The following is a 21112-nucleotide window of genomic DNA, read 5'->3' as shown; positions in this document are numbered from 1 at the left end:
CGTCAGCCGCGGCACTGCGCAATGACTATGCTGACAACGTTGCAAGGCGGGCTCAGGGTACTAGGGAAGGTCTATGGACGCTGGCAGTGACGCACAGACAAAGGCACAAGAAGCCTCGGACCAGCCCCCAGGGCGGGCCAACCGACGGATCCTGATTGTCGATGACAGCCCGGCAATCCATGAGGATTTCCACAAGATCCTGGCCCCGCGCCAGGCCCCGGACCTGAGCCTGGCCGAGCAACAGTTGTTCGGCCACGCCACGATGCCAGCGCAGCAAGCGCCCTTCTGCCTCGATTCGGCGTTCCAGGGCCAAGAGGCCCTGGCCCGGGTCGAAGCGTCCCTGGCCATGGGCCTGCCCTATGCCATGGCGTTCATCGACATGCGCATGCCCCCCGGCTGGGATGGGCTGGAAACCATCGAGCGCTTGTGGAACGCCGACCCGGACCTGCAGATCGCCCTGTGCACCGCCTATTCCGACTATTCCTGGGAAGCCATGGCGCAACGCCTGGCATTCGGCGACCAGTTGCTGATCTTGAAAAAGCCCTTCGACAGCCTGGAAATCCGCCAGATGGCCAGCGCGCTGACCTGGAAGTGGCAGATGGCACAGGACGCCCGGCAGAAACTCGACGACCTGCAACAGACCATCGAAAGACGGGTGGCCGAACTGCTCAAGGTCTCCCACCTGCTGCACTACGACGTGCTCACCGGCCTGCCCTCCAGCACCTTGCTGGGGGACCGCCTGGGCCAGGCCATGGCACGGGCCCGCCGTTATGAGCAGCGGCTGGCGGTGATGTTCCTCGGCCTGGACCGGTTCAAGCGGATCAACCATGCCCTGGGATACCCGGCCGGGGACGAGTTGCTCAAGAGAATCGCCCGGCGCCTGGAACAAGGCATGCGCGAGTCGGACTCGCTGTTTCGCTACGGCTCCGACGAGTTCGTGGTGGTGCTCCATGACCAGCAGCATCCGGCGCAGATACGCGCGCTTGCGCAAAAGCTGCTGGCCACCGTGAGCCAGTTCGATGACATCGCCGGGCACGACCTGCAGGTGACGGCCAGCCTGGGCATCAGCCTGTACCCCGAGGATGGCCAGGATGCCCTGGCGCTGATCAAGAAAGCCGAGATGGCCATGCGCACCAGCAAGGAGCAGGCACCGGGCAGCTACTGTTTCTTCACCGATGACATGACGCACCGGGCCCGGGAGCAGCAATACCTGGAGTCGGGGATTCTCCAGGCCCTGGAACGCCGGGAGTTCCACCTGCATTACCAGCCGAAAATCCACCTGGCCTCGGGCAATGTGGTAGGCGCTGAAGCGCTAATTCGCTGGCAACGCCCGCAACAGGGCTGGATCAGCCCCGAGCTGTTCATTCCAGTGGCCGAAGACAGCGGCTTGATCACCCGCATCAGCCAATGGGTCCTGGGGGAAGCCACTCGCCAGTGCCGGGCCTGGCAGAACGCCGGCCTGCCCCCTGTGCCGTTGTCCATCAACCTGTCGGCGGCTGACTTCAGGCAGCCGCAACTGCTCCAGCAACTGCGCGACGCGCTCAGCGACAACGCCCTGGACCCGGCCTGGCTGGAACTGGAAATCACCGAAGGCGTACTGCTGCAGAACGTCGAGGTCACGCTGGCTACCCTGCTGGCGATCAAGGCCCTGGGCGTGCGCCTGGCCGTCGATGATTTCGGTACCGGCTATTCGAGCCTGAGCTACCTGCGCAAGTTTCCCGTGGATGTGCTCAAGATCGACCAATCCTTCATCCACGGCCTGAGCCACGAACACAAGGACGCCGTACTGGTCAGCGCCATCATCAACCTGGGGCGCAGCCTGAACCTGAAGGTCATCGCCGAAGGGGTGGAGACGCACCAGCAACTGACCTTTCTCCAGCAGCAAGGCTGCGAGGAAGCCCAGGGCTACTACTTCAGCAAGGCGCTGCCCGCCGAAGACTTCGCTCGCCTGCTGGGCAAGCACAGGCCGCAGTTCCAGGTGACGGACCATGACCACTGAACAACCGCGCCAGCCGCCGAGCCGCCGCGCACGGGTACTGCTCCTGCTGCTCTGGGCAGGGCTGGGCGCCAGCAGCCCGAGCGCTTTTGCCGCGCCCCTGGACGAACCGCTCAAGCCGTTGCCCGCACCGCCGGCACTCGACCCCCAGCGGGTCGAGCTCGGGCGCCAGCTGTTCAACGAACCGCGCCTGTCCCAGGACCACAGCCTGTCCTGTGCCAGCTGCCACCGGCTGGACCAGGGCGGGGCCGACTCCCAGGCAAAATCGCCGGGTTTCAAGGGGCAACCCACCCGGGTCAACACCCCCAGCGTGTTCAATGCCGCGCTGAATTTCCGGCAGTTCTGGGACGGGCGCGTCGAATCCCTGGAAGCGCAGATCGACAGCGTCGTGCAAAGCCCCAGCGAGATGGGCAACACCTGGCCGGCGCTGATCCGCACCTTGAGCGATGACAGCGCCTACCAGAAGTCCTTCGGTGCCCTGTACCCGGACGGCATCACCGCAGCCAACGTGCAAAATGCCCTGGCCACCTATGAAAAGACCTTGCTCAGCGCCAACTCGCGGTTCGACCAGTACCTGCAAGGCAATACCGACATCCTCAGCCTGGAAGAAAAATACGGTTACCAGCGCTTCAAGGATTACGGCTGCATCGCCTGCCACCAGGGGGTCAATATCGGCGGCAACATGTTTCAGAAGTTCGGCGTGATGGGCGACTACTTCGCTGCCCGGGGCAACCCCACCGACGCCGACCTGGGGCGCTTCCTGGTCACCGGCGACGAACAGGACCGCAACGTGTTCAAGGTGCCCAGCCTGCGCAATGTCGCAGTGACTGCGCCCTACTTCCACGACGGTTCGGCGCCGACCCTGGAGCAGGCTGTGGAAGTCATGTTCAAGTATCAGCTGGGGCGCCCGCCCAATACCCAGGACATCAGCCTGATCGTCAAGTTTCTCAAGACCCTGACCGGCGAATGGCAGGGCAAGCCCTTATGAAGCTGTCCCGACGCGTGCCGATCATGCTGCTGTCGCTACTGACCCTGAGCCTGGTGCTGGGGCTGGCCTTTCTCTACTTCAAGACGGTGATCGGCCAGCCCTCGAACTACGTACTGGCGCGGGACCTGATCAGCCATATCAAGCAGTTGAATGCCCAATGGGAAACCGAGGTGCTCAAGGCTCGGATCGCCATCACCCACGACTACGATCCACTGGTCATGCCGGTGCAAGAGATCAACCAGCTGTGGAACCGCTTCGATCAGCTTTCACAACAGAACCACAATGACCCGGCCGCCTGGACGGCCGGCCACCAGGCGTTCATCGAGGCCTTCCAGGAAAAGGCCGGCCTGGTGGAGCGTTTCAAGACCCACAACGCGGTGCTGCGCAACTCCCTGGCCTTCCTGCCCACTGCCGAAGACGATATCCAGCGCCGCCTGGCCGGCCTTGACGACCAGGCTCGGCTGTCAGAGCAGACCATTGCCATCGATACCTATGACCTGCTGCTCAGCAGCCTGGAGTTCGCCCAGGTTTCCAGCGACGACCGGGCCGCAGACATCCTGGTGGGGCTGAACAAACTGGCGGTCAACAAGGAGCGCCTGCCCGAACCCATGCATGAGCCGGTGGAGATCCTCAGCAACCACGTCTCGGTGATTCTGCGGGAGCAGCCGGTGGTCAACGACCTGCTGGAGCGCATCACCTCGATCCCCATCGCCCAGCGCCTGGACGACATCACTCATCTGCTCAACGCCGATCAGTTGCAGGCCGACCTGCAGGACCAGAAGGCCCACCAGTACCTGCTGCTCTTTGCCGCCTTGCTGGTGATACTGATTCTCTACCTGGCCGTCAGGCTGGTACGCAGCTACGCGGTCATCCGCCGGGTGAACACGGCCCTGCAGAGCGCCAACGAGCACCTGGAACACCGGGTCGAGGAACGCACCCGGGAGCTCAAGGAAGCCCAGAGCGAACTCATGGACAGCGCCCGCCAGGCGGGCATGGCGGAAATTGCGACCAACGTCCTGCACAACGTGGGCAACGTGCTCAACAGCGTGAATATCTGCAGCGAAATGCTCAGCCGCACCCTGCGCTCCAGCAAGGCACAAGGGCTGGGCAAGGCCATGCAGTTGATCAACCAGCACCAGGATGACCTGGGGCGTTTTTTCACCGAAGACGACAAAGGCAAGCTGCTCCCCGGCTACCTCAATCAATTGGTCGAAGCCATAGCCACCGAACAGCAGGGCATGGGCGAAGAACTGGCTCAGTTGGCCCGCAGCGTCGACCACATCAAGGAAATCGTCGCCACCCAGCAATCCTATGCCGGAGCCTCACGGCTGATAGAACCCCTGCGGGTCGCCGAGCTGATCGAAGACGCCCTGCGCATGAACTCCGGCGCCCTGGCCCGGCATCAGGTCACGGTGGTCAAGGACTATGGCCCGTTGCCCCCGGTGATGGGCGACAAGCACCGCATGCTGCTGATCCTGATCAACCTGATCAGCAACGCCAAGTACGCCATGTCCAACCTCGATGATCATTCGCGGACCCTGACCCTGAGCGCCAGAGTGCTGGACGGCCAGACCCTGAGCATCAGCGTCAAGGATGAAGGCGAAGGCATCCCCGCGGAGAACCTGACGCGGATTTTTTCCCACGGCTTCACCACCCGCAAGGACGGCCATGGCTTCGGCTTGCATAGCTGCGCCCTGGCGGCCATGGAGATGGGTGGACAATTGAATGTGCACAGTGATGGCCCCGGCCTGGGCGCCACCTTCACTCTGGACATCCCGCTGATCAGCGCAGAGGACCCATGATGGACCAGTTGAACAATCGCCGGATCCTGCTGATCGACGATACCCCGTCGATCCACGAGGACTTTCGCAAGATCCTCACCCCGCCCGAGGCAGACGACAACGGCCTGGATGACCTGGAGGCACAGCTGTTCGGCGCCACGGCCAAGCCCCGGCAACAGCCTTTCGAACTGGATTCGGCCTACGGCGGCGAGGAAGGCCTGGCCATGGTCTGCCAGGCCCAGGAGCGGCAGCGTCCCTATGCCCTGGCGTTTGTCGACATGCGCATGCCCCAGGGCTGGGACGGCGCGCAGACCATCGAACGCCTCTGGCAACAGGACCCGCGGCTACAGGTGGTGGTGTGCACCGCCTACTCCGACTATTCCTGGGAAGAGCTGCTGGAGCGCCTGCAGGGTCATCACCGCCTGCTGATCCTGAAGAAGCCCTTTGACAACATCGAAGTCCAGCAGATGGCCAACACCCTGACCAGCAAGTGGGAAATGACCGCCCGCGCGCTTTTGCAAATGCATCACCTGGAGCACCTGGTGCAGCAGCGCACCGAAGACCTGAGGCAGGCCGGGGCGGCGCTGCAACTGGAGATCGACGAACGCAAGCAGTTGGAAAACCAGCTGGTGCAATCGGAAAAACTGGCCTCCCTCGGGCAACTGGCCGCCGGGGTCGCCCACGAAATCAACAACCCCATCGGTTTCGTGTCCTCCAACCTCGGCAGCCTGGCAGGCTACCTGCAGCAGCTCGACCAGATGCTCAGCGCCTATCGCCAGGCCGAAGAAGCCATCGCCGCGCCGGAACTGCGCAAGCACCTGCAGAGCCTGCGCGAGAGCATCGACCTGGACTTCCTCCAGCAGGACATTCCGGTACTGATCAGGGAGTCCAAGGAAGGCATCGGCCGGGTGGCGCAGATCGTCAAGGACCTGAAGAACTTCTCCCGGGTCGACAGCGACCAGCAATGGCAGCTGGCGAGCCTGCAACAGGGCATCGACTCGACCCTGAACATCGTGGCCAACGAACTCAAGTACAAGGCCGACCTGGTCACCGACTACCAGCCGTTGCCGGAAATCGAATGCCTGCCCTCCCAACTCAATCAAGTGGTGATGAACCTGGTGGTCAACGCGGCGCAGGCCATAGGCCCCGAGCGCGGCACCATTACCCTGCGCAACGGCGTGGACGGCGAGCGGGTCTGGCTGGAGGTCAGCGACAGCGGCTGCGGCATCGACCAGGAGCACCTGGCCAAGATCTTCGACCCCTTCTTCACCACCAAGCCGGTGGGCCAGGGGACCGGCCTGGGCCTGTCGCTGTCCTACGGCATCGTCAAGAAGCACGGCGGGCAGATCAGCGTGCAGAGCCAGCCGGGCGTCGGCAGCACCTTTCGCGTGGAACTGCCGATCCGGCAGGCGCGTCAGGAGTTGCCCGCACAACCCTAGCCAAACCTCCCCCCTACCGCTAAGGCCTGGTACAGGAGCTGTCCATGAACCGCCCCGACGATTCGATCAAGCTCGGCAAGCAAGCCCGCAAGGACTGCCCCCGCAGCTCCCATTCCGATCCCGGGCAGATCAAGCGCGACCCCTTGCCGTTGATCGAGGCCTCCAGCCAGGGCCGGGTCCAGTCCCTGGTGGCACTGCGCTACGGGCGCATGCTGGTGTCGCCCTTCACCTTCTACCGTGGCAACGCCCTGCTCCAGGCCCACGACCTGGCCAGCACCCCGGACATGGGCCTGCGCTCGACCATCTGTGGCGACTGCCACCTGATGAACTTCGGCGGCTTTGCCACCCCCGAGCGCAACCTGCTGTTCAGCGTCAACGACTTCGACGAGGTCCATCCCGGCCCCTGGGAGTGGGACCTCAAGCGCCTGGTGGCGAGCTTCCTGATTGCCGCCCGGCACCTGCGCCACGGCCCGGGGGTCGAAGAGGCCCTGTGCCGCGAACTGGTGGGCGCCTATCAGCGCAGCATGGCCACCTGCGCCGGGCAAAGCGCCCTGGAGATCTGGTACGACGCCCTGACCTACGAAGACCTGCTGCACCAGGCGCGCTCCAACAGCGACACCCTGGAGCATGTGCAACGGGCCATCGACAAGGCCGCCCGGCGCACCCATGCCGAGCTCCTGCCCAAGATCAGCGAACGCGACGCCCGGGGCCGCCTGCTGATTCGCGACGACCTGCCGGAAATCTTCCACCTGCACAACACCACCAGCCTGCTGGACCCCGACGATGACTGGATGCGCCTGGAAGACTGGCGGCCGCTGTACGACACCTTTATGCGCGACTACCGCGGCACCCTGCAGGCCGACCGCCGCGACCTGCTGGCACGGTTCCAGCCCAGCGACCTGGCCTTCAAGGTGGTGGGGGTTGGCAGCGTCGGCACCCGCTGCCTGGTGGCGCTGCTCACCGACGCCCAGCAGCGGCCACTGTTCCTGCAATTCAAGGAAGCCCGGCGCTCGGTGCTCGCCGACTATGTGCGCGAACGCTCAAAGCCAAGGCACAACGGCCAGCGGGTGGTGGAAGGCCAGCGCCTGATGCAGTCCGCCAGCGATCTGTTCCTGGGCTGGACCACCGGCCCCAACGGCCGTCATTTCTATGTGCGCCAACTGCGCGACATGAAGGTCTCGGCGGAACTTGAGACCTTCGACGAGGACACCTTCGCCGCCTATGCCAGGATCTGCGGCCGGGCCCTGGCCCGGGCCCACGCCAAGGCCTCGGGCCAGGCCGCGCGGATCAGCGGCTACATCGGCAAGAGCGAAACCCTGGCCGAAGCCCTGTGGCACTACGCCCAGGCCTATGCCACGCAGAACGAACGGGATTTCGAGCGCTTCCAGCAGGCCTGCCGCAAAGGCCGCCTGCAAGCGCGCTCGGAGGCCGACTTCGCCGCCGACCACCTGCCCTGAAACACAGGCTCAGGTGATCGGGCGCGAGGCCCGGGCGGCTTCGCCATAGAGCTTCAGCAGGGCCTCCTGGTCCAGCGGCGGGCTCAGGTGCGGGCCCTGCACCTCATCGCACTGAATGTCGCGCAAGACCCCGAACTGCGCCGCGGTCTGCACCCCCTCGGCGACCACCCGCAAGGACAATGCATGCCCCAGGTCGACAATCGCCTCGACAATGGAGCGCCCGGCATCGTTGTGGTTGAGCCGGGCGATGAAGCTGCTGTCGATCTTCAGGCCATCCAGGGGGAAGGTCTGCAGGTACTGCAGCGCCGAGTAGCCGGTGCCGAAATCGTCGATCAGCAACTGCACCCCCAGCGCCTTGAGCCCCTGCATGATGGTGAGCACGTGGCGGCTGTCATCCAGCAGCACCTTGTCGGTCATTTCCAGCTCTAGGCGTGACGGCTCCAGGCCGCTCTGCTTGAGCACCGCCGCGATCCGCGCCACCAGCTGGCCGCGCAGAAATTCCGCCGGCGACAGCTTGACCGCCAGCAGTCGGCCTTCCGGCCAGGCTCGCGCCGCACGACAGGCTGCGTGCAGTACCCAGTTGCTCAGCGGCAGGATCAACCCGGTGTCCTCGGCAATCGGCACGAACACGTCCGGCCCCAGCAAGCCATGCTGGGGGTGCTGCCAGCGCACCAGGGCCTCGGCGCCCATCAACTGGCCATCGAGCACGCGGTAGCGCGGCTGGAAATGCAGGAGCAGCTGGTCCTGCTCGATGGCATGGCGCAGGTCACGCTCCAGGCGCCGCCGTTCGATGATCCGCACATTCATGTAGGGCGCATAGAAACGCCAGGTGCTGCGCCCCGCCGCTTTCGCCTCGTACAGGGCGATGTCGGCAAAGCGCAGCAGCTCTTCGGCCTGGGAGGCGTCGCCCGGGGCCCGGGCAATGCCGATGCTGGCGCTGATGAAGACCTCGTGCCCGGCGATATAGAACGGTTCCTCGATCCGCTCGATCAGGCGCCGGCACAAGCCTTCGATCTCGTGGCCAGCCACCTGGCCGGTGACCACCAGGACAAACTCGTCGCCGCCGACCCGGGCCACCAGGTCCTCGCTGCGCAGGCATTGGGCCAGGCGCTGGGACACCTCGTGCAGCACCTGGTCGCCAGCGGCGTGCCCCAGCAGGTCGTTCACCGGTTTGAAACGGTCCAGGTCGACGCTGAGCATCAGCAGGGGTTCCTGCAGGGTCGGCGGGGCCTGCAGCCGACCTTCGAGAAACTCCTGCATGCGGGTGCGGTTGGCAAGGCCGGTCAAGGCATCGTGCTGGGACAGGTACTCGACCCGCCTTCGAGCCGCGACCTCCTCGGTGATATCACTGGCGGTGCCGCGAAAGCCCCCGGCGGCCATGGCCCGCACCGACAGGCGACAGACTCGCGACTGCCCCTGGCCATCCCGGTACAGGCACTGCTGGATCGCCTGGGAACGCCGCTCCGGGGCCGCCAGCCACTGGCCCAGCGAACCCTGTTCGCAGCTCAGCAGCTCGGTCATCGGCCGCCCCAGGGTCGACTCCCGGGTCAACCCGGTGACCGCCTCGAAACGTTCGGACAGGTAGGTAAAGCACAGCTGCCCGTCGACTTCCCAGATCCAGTCGGACGCAGCTTCAGCCACATCGCGAAAGCGCTCCTCGCTCGCGGCCAGGGCCCATCGGTTGGCGCGCAGCGCCTGGACCTGCCGGTCCATGACCTGCGCTGCAGCATCGGCGCGGCGCAACAGGAACACCGCCATCAGGCCCACCAGCAGGCCGGCCAGCAGCAACAGCGGCATCACCAGCACCAGCAACTGGTGCCCGGGGCGCGCCGGCCGCCATTGCAGGGTTCCGGCGCCGTCGGGCAAGTCCAGGGTTGGCAAACTCTGGTCCGTGGCGGCACGGGCCACCTGCAGATGCTCGATGTCCATGCCTTGGCCCAGGGCCAGTAACCGCGGCGGGTCGAAACGGGCGACGAAGACCAGCACCGACTGCGGCCCGGCATCAGGGCGCACTTGCGGGTCGTTGCCCGGGCCTATGACAGCGGCGAGCACCAGCGCCGGCGTGCCGGCAATCGACTGGTAACGGTCCACCACCTTGCCGCCGGCCTCGCGCGCTGCGCTGACCAGGGGCGGCAACGCCTCGCCCAGCCAGTCGCGGGCATCCATCTCGCTGAGGTCGCCGGCCACCAGGGAGTACACGGTGTGGCCGGCCGGGTTGATCACGAACACCCCGTCAAAGCCCAGGTCGCGGTACAGCGTGGGGCCGAAATTCTGCCGGTTGAAGGCCCAGTCCAGGTCGACCTTAAGGTGCAGGTGCTGGTAGGCATCGCCCCAGAGGGCGTAGTCCTTGAGGGTGGTGCGGGCATTGCCGGCAAAGGATTGCAGGGCCTTGTCGATGTCCAGGCGGTTGTGCTGCTCGGCCTCGAGGTTCTGGTCGAGGGCGATGTATACCAGCAACACACCGGTGAAGAGAAACAGCGCCAGCAGCAGCCCCGAGCAACCCAGCAAGGTGGCGCGGGTCAGCGCCTGATTGGAGGTGCTGCGCCCTTGAGACGGATCAAGACCGAAGTTTTCCATAGTGCTCCAGGCGCCATAACGACAAACCGACCGGTGCGACCCTGCCTCACGCGGCCTTCGACGAAGCTCCCGCTTGCCTATTGACGATAGACAGTTTTTCCCCGCAGGGCCTGAAGAAAAGCCCCTGGCGGGGCCTGTGCGGGTATTCCCCCGGCGCCGATTGCCGGCGCCGGGGCATCCTGGAGCGGCGCGTCAGCCAATGCCGCCGGGCACCACCGGCAGTTGCTCCACCCGGTGATAGAGGGCCAGGCCCAGGCGCTGGCCAATCTCGACCATGGCATCGCAGCCCGCCGACGGCCCGCCGATGCGCAGCACCGCATCGCAGCGTTCCAGCAGGCGCTCGGCGTAGGCATGAAAGCGCTGGTTGTAGATCTCGTCGCCCACCGCCCGGGAACCCGCCAGCCGGGTCATGGGCAACGCCACCCATTCCCCCAGTACCGGAAAGTGCCCCGCCGCCAGGACCTGCGCCGCGCAGTGCTCCATGGCCTCGACATTGCGCGCCAGCAGCGCCGGGTCATCGTCGGTACCAGAGCGATAAGGGCCGGCCACCAGCACCATCAGGCTGCGGGGCTTGAGCACATGCAGTTGCAGGTATTGCAGGAGCATGATGGTCTTGCCGTCGGCGATCTCCCCGCTCTTGATCATGCCCAGGGCCTGGTCGATATCCAGTTCCAGGACCTCGATGTCCTCGCCCTCGTGCTCCAGCCCGCCGCCTGCGTCGATCCGGTCTTCGGCCTGGTAATGGCCAATGAAGAAATGCACCCGCTCGGTCACCGAACCCGGGCTCATGAAGGCATCGAAGACCTTCTGCACCTCGCCGACCCGGTAGCCGGTTTCCTCCTGGGCTTCCTGGCGGATGCGCACCTCGGGGCTGGCGTTGTCCAGGAGCCCGGCAGCGGTCTCGATCAGGTAGCCGCTGTGGCCGTTGACGAAGGCCGGCATGCGGAACTGCCGGGTCAGCAGCACCGTGCGCCGTTGCAGGTTGTACAGCAGGATGGTTGCGCCATTGCCCCGGTCGTAGACCTCGCGGTCCTGGGCCTGCCAGCTGCCGTCGCGGCGGCGCAGCTCGAAGCTGTACTTCTTCAGCACGTACCAGTTGTCGGAGAGGGTCTGTTCGGCGGTGATGCGGATGGTTTCCTCGCTCATGGCTGCTCCTGGGCGTGAAGGGGTGCGGGGCGAAACCCGGCCAGTTGTTCCAGCAATTGCGCCTGGTAGGCCGGGGCCAGGGCGAACCCGCCCGCCGCCTGCCGCAGCTGGCCGCCTGCCAGGCGGTTACGGAACCAGTCGCGGATGAAATCCGGGGCGTAGCCGCCGGTGCCGAAGCCCCTGGCGAAGGCGATCATGTCCTGATAGACCTGCAGGTACGCCTCTTTGTCGGGGACCGGGTAGCGATTCTGGTACAGCCAGAACTGCAGGTCATAGAGCAGTTGCGACAGTGGATCGGCATGCAGGGCGAAGAAGCGCTTCTCATGGACGATGCGCAAGGCGATCTGGCGGATCAGCGGCCCCAGGTCGGGGACTGCGCTGAAATGGCCGAGCAGTTCCTCCAGCAGGGGCGAGAACGACGCGTGGGCGACCTTGTCCAGATCATCCAGGTAATCCTGTTCCGAGGTGTCGTAGACCTCGGGCGACACCAGCCCGCGGACAAAGGCCTCGAAATCCGCTGCCAGCACTGTCACCGCGTAGTCGGCCTCCTGGTCCACATGCACCACCCGCGGCTCGCCCTCGGGCCCGCACTCGCTGTAGTCCAGGGCAACCATGTCATGGCCGGCGGAGGGGCAATCGCAGATGTACACCCCCAGGTCCGGGTAGCCCCACTCCTCGATCATGAAACGGCTGCCCAGGCCACCGCCCAGGGAATAGTCGCCATCGCAGCCGATGCTCAGAAAGCTGTCGATCGCGCAGTGGTCCTCGGCCCAGGAGGTGCCCTGCTCGGTGGGGAAACAGCTGAGGTGCGGGCGCCCGCCGTTGTAGCGGTTCATGAAGGCCACGTAGGACAGCGGCAGGCGATAGCCCAGTTGCGCCTGCAACTGGGCTATGACGCCAGGGCTGGCGGGGGGCTGGTTGATCTTGCTGCTGGTGGCCCGGTCCCAGAACGCGTCCAGGTCGATATCGTGGGGAAATTCGCTCATCCGATGCATCCGTTGCGGTTGAAGGTCGGCCTGTGCCGAAAGCTGCACAGGCTACCGCAAACGGCCCTCAGAACCACCAGCGCAGGAGGAAAAAGAACCCCATGCTCAACAGCATGCTGAGCAGGGTGTTGCGGGTGTAGATCACCAGCGCAATGGCCACCAGGGAGCTGAGCAGGTAGGGGTTGCTCCAGTGCAGGTTCAGCTCGTGGTCGGGCATGAACACGATGGGGCCGCAGATCGCCGTGAGCATGCCCGGCACCGCAAAACCGAGGAACTGCCGGGCATTGCTGCTCAAGCGCAACGGCAGGCGCGGTTCGAGAAACACATAGCGATTGAGAAAGACCAACAGGCCCATGCCGAAGATGACTGCCCAGACCATCATGCTTGCCCCCGATAGAGTTTGTTGCAGACAAATCCTGCGGTCATGCCCGCCAGCCCCGACAGCACCAGCGCCGATCCCCAGTGCCAGTAGCTGAACAGCACCGAGCAGAACAGCGATACGGCAACGCAGACCACGGTGGGCACATTGCGCACCAGTGGCGTGATCAGGGCGATGAAGGTGGCGGCGATGGAGAAGTCCAGGCCCAGGTGCTCAAGGCCGGGAATGCTCTTGCCCAGCACGATGCCCAGCAGGGTGAAGAGGTTCCAGGCCACGTAGAAGGTCAGGCCCACGCCCAGGGCGTACCAGCGGTCGAACTGCTGCTTGTCGTGGGCGCTGGTCAAGGCGAACAGCTCGTCGGTGAGCAGAAAGCCCAGGCCCACCCGCCAGCGGCCCGGCAAGGGTGAAATCACCGAGCGCATGCTCATGCCGTAGAGCAAATGCTGGGACGTGAGCAGCAAGGTGGTGAGCAGGATCGAGAAGATCCCCGCCCCGCCCTTGAGCATGCCGATGGCCACCAATTGCGCGGCACCGGCGAAAACGATGCTCGACAGGCCCTGGCCCTGCAGCGGCGTGAGATTGGCCTCGATGGCCATGGAACCGGCCAGCAGCCCCCAGGGCGCGGTGGCCAGGGACAGCGGCATGATGGCGATGGCGCCACGGATGAACGCGGCACGGGGTAGGAGAACGCTGGACATAAAACCCTGCACACAAGTAACGGACGCTGACTGTGCCATCTGCCGGCGCCCCTGGCTTGAACGATCTTGCGCAATTGCCCCGCCCCGCCCTCGTAGGAGCTGGCTTGCCAGCGAAGGCGTCTCCAAGACCAGCACAAGACCTGCGGGCCTCTTCGCCAGCAAGCTGGCTCCTACGGGAAATAGGGGGATGCAAACGACAGCGCCCCTCACGAGGGAGGGGCGCTGGCTGATGCTACGAGCGGATTACAGCTGGATCAGGTTGCTGATCTTCACGTCCGGATCGACGTCGGCTTCGTAGTCAACACCTTCGATCTCGAAACCGAACAGGCGCAGGAACTCTTGCTTGTAACCGACGAAATCGGTCATCTCGTAGAGGTTCTCGCTGGTCACCTGGTCCCACAGCTGCTTGACCCGGTCCTGGACCGCCGGTTGCAGTTCCTTGTAGTCGGCACGCAGGCGGCCTTCCTGGTCGATCACCGGCTCGCTGTTGTACAGGCTGTCCTTGTACAGGCCGTAGACCTGTTCGATGCAACCTTCGTGGCTGCCCTGCTCCTTCATCACCTTGAACAGCAGCGACAGGTACAGCGGCATGATCGGGATCGCCGAGCTGGCCTGGGTCACCACGGCCTTGAGCACCGACACCCGGGCGTCGCCGCCCAGGCCGGCCAGTTGCTGGCGCATGCCGATGACTTTCTGGTCCAGGTCCTTCTTGGCTTCGCCAATGGAACCGTTCCAGTAGATGTCGTGGGTCAGCTTCTCGCCCAGGTAGGTGAAGGCGGTGGTCTTGGCGCCTTCGGCCAGGACACCGGCTTCGTGCAGCGCGTCGATCCACATCTGCCAGTCTTCGCCGCCCATCACCGCCACGGTGCCGTCGATCTCTTCCTGGGTCGCCGGCTGCAGGGTGGTTTCCTTGACGATTTCCTTGTCGGTGTCGACACCGCGCAGGGTCACGGACTTGCCCAGGGGCTTGAGGGTCGAGCTCAGCACTTCACCGGTCTTGGGGTGGGTGCGGCGCGGTGCGGCCAGGCTGTAGACCACCAGGTCGATCTTGCCCAGGTCGCGCTTGATGGTCTCGATGGTCTCGGCCTTGACCGCATCGGAGAAGGCATCGCCGTTGATGCTCTTGGCGTACAGGCCCTTTTCTTCGGCGAACTTGTGGAACGCCGCGGTGTTGTACCAGCCGGCGGTGCCCAGCTTGCCGTCAACGCTGCCGCGCTCGAAGAACACCCCGAGGGTGTTGGCGCCACAGCCGAACGCTGCGGTGATCCGCGCTGCCAGGCCGTAGCCGGTGGAAGCGCCGAGTACCAGTACGTTCTTCGGCCCTGCGTCGATGGCGCCCTGCTGGGTGACGTAATCGATCTGTTGCTTGACGTTGGCTTCGCAACCCACCGGGTGGGTCGTCACACAGATAAAGCCGCGAACGCGGGGTTTGATGACCATACATACTCTCCCAATTTCAAAGTGCCAGGCGCCGATGACGGCGGCGGCAGTGTCACTTGCACTAGTCGTAGACGCTCATATTCGCTTCGCGTCACCAACCTGAGGAATTTGCCCGTCAGGCCCCGGTTCCAGGGGGCACGGCGGTGGTGTTGCGCGCCCGCCAAGCGCGATTGCGCACAGCCCGGGGCGAGACTCTAGCAGGTGCGCCGACGCTGTTGCCTGTCCGTCCGGCGAAATCTCTTGCGCGCCCTGCCCCTGGCCGCTCGCCGCGCCGGCTTAGGGCATCATGTCCAGCGGCAGCTGCTTGTCCTTGCTGCGCGCTTCACACCAGCTCTGCACCACATCCGGCAGGCTGTGCTTCCACTCAGGCTCGGTGGTGTAGTAACGCACCCGCACTTCATCCTTGGGCCCTGCCACCACCAACAGCGCGACCCACAACTGGCCCTGGGTACCGCGCACGAAAATCGCCGCATTGGTGGTGGCCAGGCCCGGCAGCCACATATCGGTGACCTCGGCGCCCTTGAGTTCGGCCGAGGTATCCGCGGAGAACGACGAGCCACTGTCGAGCAGGGTCTGATAGTCCTTCTTCAGCAGTTGCCGGGCGCGCCGGTCTTCTTCCTCGGTGCGCACCAGCGCCGTGGACAGCAGGTCGTAATGGCTCTCCAGGGCTTGCTTGGAAGCCACATAGAGCCCGTCGTAATACACCCCTGAACCGGCGCCGCAGGCAAAGGAGTCGCCCTCCTGGCTCACCTGCAACAGGCCGTTGCGCTGCGTGAAGCGCAGGTTGCAGCCCTCGACGCTGTAGCTGGCCTCACCGCCCTTGATCTGCGCCTTGCCCGCGAGCGAGCCGGAGTTGGCGCCGCCCATGGCCGACAGATCGAAGCTCAGGCGATCCTCGCCAGTGCGCCGGATCACCAGATCACCGGCGTAGAACGGGCTGACCGAGACCCGCTGCCAGGTTCCCTGCCACTCGAACGGCACATTCACATAACGCAACGCGACCAGGCGGCTCAGGTATTTGCTGCGCAGGCAACCCAGGTCGGCTGCGCACTGATCCCGCTCCTTGAGCCATTCACGCTGGTCCAGGCGCAGCGCCTTGGGGTCCTTGGCCTTGGCCAGGGTCGCCTTCCAGGCCTTGCCCAGCTGGCTGTCCAGCGAGGCGGTATAGGGGTCGGCACACAGGGCCTTTTCACTGCTGCTGGCGGCCTTGGCGCAGTCGAAACTGCTGGCCTGCACGCCCTGGGAACAGGCCAGGACCGCGAACAGCAAGCCAGTGGCTCGCAAGGGACGAACAAGGGGAGCGAACATGGGTCGATTCCATTCTGAAAAGGCGGCGCAAGAATAACTGCAGTGGAGTGTTTTCAGCGACATCCCGACGAAAAAAGCCCCCGGGCAACCCCCTCTGAAGCCTGGCACGGAGCCGGCAGCTTTTATCGCGACAGGCGGCAACCAGTCGTACTAAGCTCTGCGTTTTCAAACTCCAAGGGCACTGCATGAAATGGATGCTGCAGGCACTGTTGCCGCTATTGAGCCTTGCGGCCCACGCTGGCGAGTTGCGCATGCTGACCGACAACCACCCGCCGCTGCACTTCCAGCAGGGCGAGCGGATGGTGGGGTTTGGTGTCGATGTGGTGCAGGCCCTGGCGCAGCGCAGCGGCGACACGGTGAACGTGCAGCTGCGGCCGATGCTGCGGGCCCTGCGCGATGCCGGAAGCGATGACGACACGGCGGTGTTCACCATACTGCGCACCGCCGAGCGCGAGTCGCGCTACCAGTGGGTAGGCCCGTTGATGCGCACCGAAACCGCCCTCTATACCCGCAATGGCGACAGCACGCCGGTCACCGACCTGCACCAGACCCGGGGCCAGATTGCCGTGCCGCGCAAATGGCTGGTCTACAGCTACCTCAAGCAGCAGGGGCTGGACAACCTGTGGGGCGTCGACAGCCCGGAAATCATGATGCGCCTGCTGCAGGTCGGCCGCGTGCAATACGTGGTGGCCGACACCATGAGCGTCGGCACCTTCGCCGCCGAAGAGGGCCTGGCCCTCGACCAGTTGCGCTACCAGATGCCACTGATGCACCAGGACGCCTACATCGCCTTTTCGCCCAAGGTCGATGCGGCCCAGGTGGCCCGCTGGCAGCAGGCCCTGGACGGCATGAAGCGCGATGGCAGCCTGCAGCAGCTCAAGCAACGCTGGCATATCGACCAGGCCACGCCACAGGTAGATTGATTCACCCATGACCAGCCTTGCCCCCTGGAGCCCCATGCCCCATCAGTTGGCGCTCAGTTGCCCGCAGTGCGCAGGCCAGGCCTGCTTCGACTTCGTCGTGGCCAGGCCCATCGAACGCAAGGCCGATGTGCCGTTCTTCCAGGCCCACCCGCTGCTGGAGTACTGGAAAGAGCAGGACAACTGCGGCCACTATCACCACTACGCCCTGTACTTTCCCGGCCTGCATGGCGACCCGATGCAGAGCCTGGGTCCGTTGCCCGATGGCTACAGCCCCAGCCACTGGCAGCGTTCAGCCTACTGGTACCGCGATCACGGCCTGGACCTGGGGTCGGTACGCTGCGAGCACTGCCACTACGCGGCGCGCCACCATCTGAACTGGCCAGGCGAAGCCTATTTTTCCGTACTCTACAAAGGCCAGATGCTCTGGGCCTTCAACCGCGAATCGGCCCTGGCCCTGCATGATTACCTGGGTTCCGCGGAGCGCAATCCCGGTGGCTACCCCTGGCGCAGTTTCCTGCGGCACATCCCGGGGCCGTTCAAGAGCCGCAAGGCACGCCAGCCGCTGACCCGCTCGCTCAAGCGCCTGTTGACCCCGGGCTGAGGCCCCTGATCTGGAGTTCCCCTATGCCGACCTTTACCCCTGCCCGCCCTTTGTATCGCCTCAATTGCACCGGCTGCGGCTGGGACCTGGCAGTACTCGGCCAGAACGATGCCACCGTGCGCAAATGCCCCTGGTGCGGCTGCAATGAATTCAGCGAGCAACAGCCGAACCGCAGCGGCGCCGGGCAGATCCTGGAATGCAGGCACCATGGCCCGGTGGTGGTACAGGTGCTGGACGCCAACATCGACAGCCAGGACTTTCTCGACAATCTGTATTGCCCCTTCTGCCCCTGACCGATGGCCATGCTTTCCTGACCTGCACACGGCACTAAATCTCGTCCGCGGCGGCTACTTTCGCTACTATGGCGTGCCGATTCCTGCCTTTGCCGACCCGCCAGACCGGAGCTTCAATGCCTACCCCCAAGGACCTTGCCAGTGACAGCGGCGCACCGATGATTCCCGAGCAGCGCCGCGAGCAGATCCTGCGCCAGCTGCGCAAGCACCAGGTGCTCAGCGTGCATCAGTTGATGGAGATGTTCGACTGCTCGCACATGACCGTGCGCCGGGATATCGCCCTGCTGGAGCAGGAAGGCCGCGCCCACTCGGTAACCGGCGGGGTGCGCATCGCCAGCCAGTTGCACAGCGAGCCCAGCCATCAGTCCAAGGCCGTGGTGGAGCTGCCGCAGAAGCAGGCCATAGCCAAGCTGGCGGCGAGCCTGCTGCACGCGGACATGACCGTGTACCTGGACGCCGGCACCAGCACCCTGGAAATCGTGCCCTACATCAAGGCGCTGTCGGGGATGACCGTGGTGACCAACGATTTCGGCGTGGCCCAGGCCCTGATGGACGCGCCCCAGGTGACGGTGATCCATACCGGCGGGCAATTGGACCACTCCAACCACTCCTGTGTCGGCGGGCTGGCGGTGGCCACCCTGCGCCAGGTGGTGACCGACGTGGCCTTTATCTCCACCAGTTCCTGGGACCTACGCCGGGGCATCACCACGCCATCGGCGCTGAAGGTCGAGGTCAAGCAGGTGGCGATGCAGTCGGCGACCCAGGTGGTGCTGGTGGCCAGCAGCTCCAAGTACGGCACCTTCAGCATGTACAAGATCGCCGGGCTGGAACAGTTCGACATCATCATCAGCGACGCCGCACTGGCCCCTGCGGCGGCGGACGGGATCCGCAAGCACGGTGTGGAACTGCTGCTGCCGGCACAATCCTGAGCCAGCGATAGCCCCGGCCCACAGCAGCCCGTGGCGCAGGACTTGCTCCCGGGCGACGAAGAGACCGCAGTAGCCACTAGCGGTTTTTTTCAGTCTCGGCCATGAACTGCCCCAGTTCGCGGGCGTAGAACCGGGCCATGCCGGTGGTGCCGTGGCCACGGGTTTCGGCGCTGGCGGGAATCAGCAGCAGGCGGGCATTTTTCACCTGTTTGAGCGCCGCTTGCAGGGTGCCGGTTTCCGGCGGGTTGCGCTCGTCGTCCGCGGCGTTGATCACCAGCACCGGCGCCTGGATCCTGCCCAGCCCCGGCATGGCGTTGTAGTCCGCCGAGGACTGCCACTGGTAGATGAAGTCATTGGCATCGGCGCCCTGGCTGGCCTTGAGGCGCTCCTGCACCAGCTGATCAGCCTGGGCCCGGGTCGGCGCCAGGGCCTGATAGGCCAGGGTGCCGCCGCTGGTGCCGGTGGCGAACAGCGCGTTGGCCAGGCGCAGCGACGGCGGCTGTTGCCGGTAGTTGCCCTGCTCCCAGGCCGGGTCCTGCTTGATCGACTCCACCAGCAGGCGGCGCATCATCCAGTTGCGCGAAGACATTTCCCCCGGCTGGGAGGCCATGGGCACCAGGGCGTCCATCATCTGCGGCCACTTCTGGCCCCAGATCCAGGCCTGCATGCCGCCCATGGAATTGCCGATGATCAGCCGCAGGTGCTTGACCCCCAGCCCTTCGGTCAGCAGCCGGTACTGGGCCTGGACCATGTCCTCGTAGTTGTACTGGGGGAACCGCGCCCGCAGGCCGTCCGAAGGCTTGCTCGACTGGCCGACGCCGATGCCGTCGGTGGCGATGATGTAGTACTTGCTGGCATCCAGGGGTTGCCCGGGGCCGAACAGTTCACCGCCAAAATCCTTGCTCAACAGGTCGCTGGCCGGCCGATAGGTGCCATGCAGATAGAGGATCGCCGGGTGCTTGGGGTCCCCCAGGGTGATGTAGTGCAGCTTCAGGTTGGCCAGCTGCTCACCGTTGTGGAAGGTGAATTGCGGGGCCACCCAATCGCCCTCGGTGGCCGGCGGCAAGCTCGCGGCCGCGGCCAGGGACATACCGCCCAGGGACAAAATCAGGCCGAGCGCGGCCCGGCAGGCAAAACGCTGCATGGGAAAACTCCTGTGTTTATCGCTACGTATCATCTGTAGCCGCTGCCGCAGGCTGCGCAAGGCACCGCAGGGGCCTCGACGGCCGGGGAGTCGCTGCGAGCCTGCGGCTCGTTCGCAGCCTGCGGCAGCGGCTACATAAAGCGATGCGCGAAGGCCCCCAGGGCCTTGCGCGACGCTCCCCAGATACCTTTTGCTTCGCAACCTGCAGTGGCGGCTGCACCGCCGAGCCTTAGCGCGCCTGCCAGTCCCGCAGCCACTGCAGGCCGGCGGAGGTGTTGCCGCGCGGGCGGTATTCACAACCGACCCAGCCGTCGTAGCCAAGGTCGTCCATCAGCTGGAACAGGTAGGGATAGTTCAGTTCGCCCAGGTCCGGCTCGTGACGATCCGGCACCCCGGCGATCTGGATGTGGCCGATCCCGGCCAGGTCGCGGCGCAGTTTCACCGCCAGGTCACCTTCGACGATCTGGCAGTGATAGCAGTCGAACTGCACCTTGAGGTTGGCCGCGCCGACTTCCTTGCAGATGGCCTGGGCCTGGTCCTGGCGGTTGAGGAAGAACCCCGGCATGTCCCGGGTGTTGATCGGCTCCAGCAGCACCGTGACCCCGACCTTGGCCGCCTGGGCCGTGGCGTGGGCCAGGTTCTCCAGGTAGACGCCGTGGTGCCGCGGGCGATCGTTCTCGGACGGCAACAGGCCGGCCATCACGTGGACCCGCGAGTTGCCCAGCACCGCGGCGTATTCCAGGGCTTTGTCGAACCCCTGGCGGAACTCCTGCTCGCGCCCGGGCAGGGAAACGATGCCCCGCTCCCCCGCCGCCCAGTCGCCGGGCGGAGCGTTGAACAAGGCCTGTTGCAGGCCGTGGTCGTCCAGGCGCTGTTTCAGCTCCTGGGGGCTGTAGTCGTAGGGAAACAGATACTCCACGGCCGTGAAGCCGTCGGCCGCCGCGGCAGCGAAACGTTCGAGAAAGTCATGTTCCGGGTAGAGCATGCTGAGGTTGGCAGCAAAACGAGGCATGGGAACTCCTGGGAC

At 65.1% G+C, this 21112-nt stretch carries 18 protein-coding genes; 9 read left to right on the top strand and 9 right to left on the bottom strand.

Going from position 1 to position 21112, the window contains the following annotated elements:
- Window positions 1-73: 73 nt before the first annotated feature.
- From AC1RCO_RS04125 to AC1RCO_RS04105, 5 genes are read left to right on the top strand one after another with little or no spacing between them, the layout of a single operon-like run.
- Window positions 74-1999, top strand: a complete 1926-nt coding sequence (locus AC1RCO_RS04125; RefSeq protein ID WP_194237737.1) for a GGDEF/EAL domain-containing response regulator — start codon at window positions 74-76, stop codon at window positions 1997-1999.
- Window positions 1989-2984, top strand: coding sequence for a cytochrome-c peroxidase (locus tag AC1RCO_RS04120; RefSeq protein ID WP_065364187.1), 996 nt, complete (start codon window positions 1989-1991; stop codon window positions 2982-2984). The genes AC1RCO_RS04125 and AC1RCO_RS04120 overlap by 11 nt, the downstream gene beginning before the upstream one ends.
- The gene (locus AC1RCO_RS04115) at window positions 2981-4786 is read left to right on the top strand and encodes a DAHL domain-containing protein (RefSeq protein WP_125062379.1); all 1806 of its coding nucleotides are present in this window, start codon (window positions 2981-2983) and stop codon (window positions 4784-4786) included. The genes AC1RCO_RS04120 and AC1RCO_RS04115 overlap by 4 nt, the downstream gene beginning before the upstream one ends.
- Window positions 4786-6204, top strand: a complete 1419-nt coding sequence (locus AC1RCO_RS04110) for an ATP-binding protein (RefSeq protein ID WP_011061610.1) — start codon at window positions 4786-4788, stop codon at window positions 6202-6204. Before AC1RCO_RS04115 ends, AC1RCO_RS04110 begins: the two co-directional genes overlap by 1 nt.
- Before the next feature lie 44 nt (window positions 6205-6248).
- Window positions 6249-7661, top strand: coding sequence for a DUF2252 domain-containing protein (locus AC1RCO_RS04105; protein WP_011061611.1), 1413 nt, complete (start codon window positions 6249-6251; stop codon window positions 7659-7661).
- 9 nt (window positions 7662-7670) lie between these two features.
- Here the strand turns inward: AC1RCO_RS04105 and AC1RCO_RS04100 are convergent, their stop codons facing one another.
- From AC1RCO_RS04100 to AC1RCO_RS04070, 7 genes are all read right to left on the bottom strand, one after another.
- A complete protein-coding gene (locus tag AC1RCO_RS04100; protein ID WP_065364189.1) occupies window positions 7671-10238 on the bottom strand; it encodes a bifunctional diguanylate cyclase/phosphodiesterase in 2568 nt (855 codons plus the stop codon).
- Window positions 10239-10430: 192 nt separating this feature from the next.
- Window positions 10431-11384 (bottom strand): GDP-mannose pyrophosphatase NudK, encoded by a 954-nt coding sequence (nudK, locus tag AC1RCO_RS04095; RefSeq protein WP_065364190.1) that lies wholly within the window; start codon window positions 11382-11384, stop codon window positions 10431-10433.
- Window positions 11381-12370: an SMI1/KNR4 family protein gene (locus AC1RCO_RS04090; protein WP_492617420.1), complete on the bottom strand. Its 990-nt coding sequence runs from the start codon at window positions 12368-12370 to the stop codon at window positions 11381-11383. Before AC1RCO_RS04090 ends, nudK begins: the two co-directional genes overlap by 4 nt.
- A 67-nt stretch (window positions 12371-12437) precedes the next feature.
- Window positions 12438-12749 carry an AzlD domain-containing protein gene (locus AC1RCO_RS04085; protein ID WP_011061615.1) on the bottom strand — a complete coding sequence of 104 codons (312 nt, stop codon included), beginning with the start codon at window positions 12747-12749 and terminating at the stop codon, window positions 12438-12440.
- A complete protein-coding gene (locus tag AC1RCO_RS04080; protein WP_011061616.1) occupies window positions 12749-13447 on the bottom strand; it encodes an AzlC family ABC transporter permease in 699 nt (232 codons plus the stop codon). Before AC1RCO_RS04080 ends, AC1RCO_RS04085 begins: the two co-directional genes overlap by 1 nt.
- Before the next feature lie 243 nt (window positions 13448-13690).
- Window positions 13691-14887 (bottom strand): enoyl-ACP reductase FabV, encoded by a 1197-nt coding sequence (fabV, locus tag AC1RCO_RS04075; protein ID WP_011061617.1) that lies wholly within the window; start codon window positions 14885-14887, stop codon window positions 13691-13693.
- Window positions 14888-15163: 276 nt separating this feature from the next.
- Window positions 15164-16195 (bottom strand): lysozyme inhibitor LprI family protein, encoded by a 1032-nt coding sequence (locus AC1RCO_RS04070; RefSeq protein ID WP_492617419.1) that lies wholly within the window; start codon window positions 16193-16195, stop codon window positions 15164-15166.
- A gap of 185 nt (window positions 16196-16380) precedes the next feature.
- Between AC1RCO_RS04070 and AC1RCO_RS04065 the strand changes: the two genes are divergently transcribed.
- The 4 genes from AC1RCO_RS04065 (at window position 16381) to AC1RCO_RS04050 (ending at window position 18941) form a co-directional block, all read left to right on the top strand.
- On the top strand, window positions 16381-17118 hold the full coding sequence (locus AC1RCO_RS04065; RefSeq protein WP_026020254.1) for a substrate-binding periplasmic protein: 738 nt from the start codon (window positions 16381-16383) through the stop codon (window positions 17116-17118).
- A 7-nt stretch (window positions 17119-17125) separates the two neighbouring features.
- Window positions 17126-17719: a hypothetical protein gene (locus tag AC1RCO_RS04060; RefSeq protein ID WP_019095487.1), complete on the top strand. Its 594-nt coding sequence runs from the start codon at window positions 17126-17128 to the stop codon at window positions 17717-17719.
- A gap of 23 nt (window positions 17720-17742) precedes the next feature.
- Window positions 17743-18012 carry a hypothetical protein gene (locus AC1RCO_RS04055; protein ID WP_053151940.1) on the top strand — a complete coding sequence of 90 codons (270 nt, stop codon included), beginning with the start codon at window positions 17743-17745 and terminating at the stop codon, window positions 18010-18012.
- A gap of 116 nt (window positions 18013-18128) precedes the next feature.
- The gene (locus tag AC1RCO_RS04050) at window positions 18129-18941 is read left to right on the top strand and encodes a DeoR/GlpR family DNA-binding transcription regulator (RefSeq protein WP_492617418.1); all 813 of its coding nucleotides are present in this window, start codon (window positions 18129-18131) and stop codon (window positions 18939-18941) included.
- Between the two features lie 76 nt (window positions 18942-19017).
- Here AC1RCO_RS04050 and AC1RCO_RS04045 read toward each other — a convergent pair whose 3' ends face one another.
- Together AC1RCO_RS04045 and otnI are read right to left on the bottom strand one after the other, a co-directional pair.
- On the bottom strand, window positions 19018-20085 hold the full coding sequence (locus AC1RCO_RS04045; RefSeq protein ID WP_053158897.1) for an alpha/beta fold hydrolase: 1068 nt from the start codon (window positions 20083-20085) through the stop codon (window positions 19018-19020).
- A 229-nt stretch (window positions 20086-20314) separates the two neighbouring features.
- Window positions 20315-21097 carry a 2-oxo-tetronate isomerase gene (gene otnI, locus AC1RCO_RS04040; RefSeq protein ID WP_011061624.1) on the bottom strand — a complete coding sequence of 261 codons (783 nt, stop codon included), beginning with the start codon at window positions 21095-21097 and terminating at the stop codon, window positions 20315-20317.
- Window positions 21098-21112: the final 15 nt, after the last annotated feature.

It is taken from the genome of Pseudomonas sp. GW823-FHT03E05 (assembly GCF_058796855.1).
The sequence above is the reverse complement of the archived record's forward strand: the minus strand, read 5'-3'. Positions and strand labels throughout refer to the sequence as shown.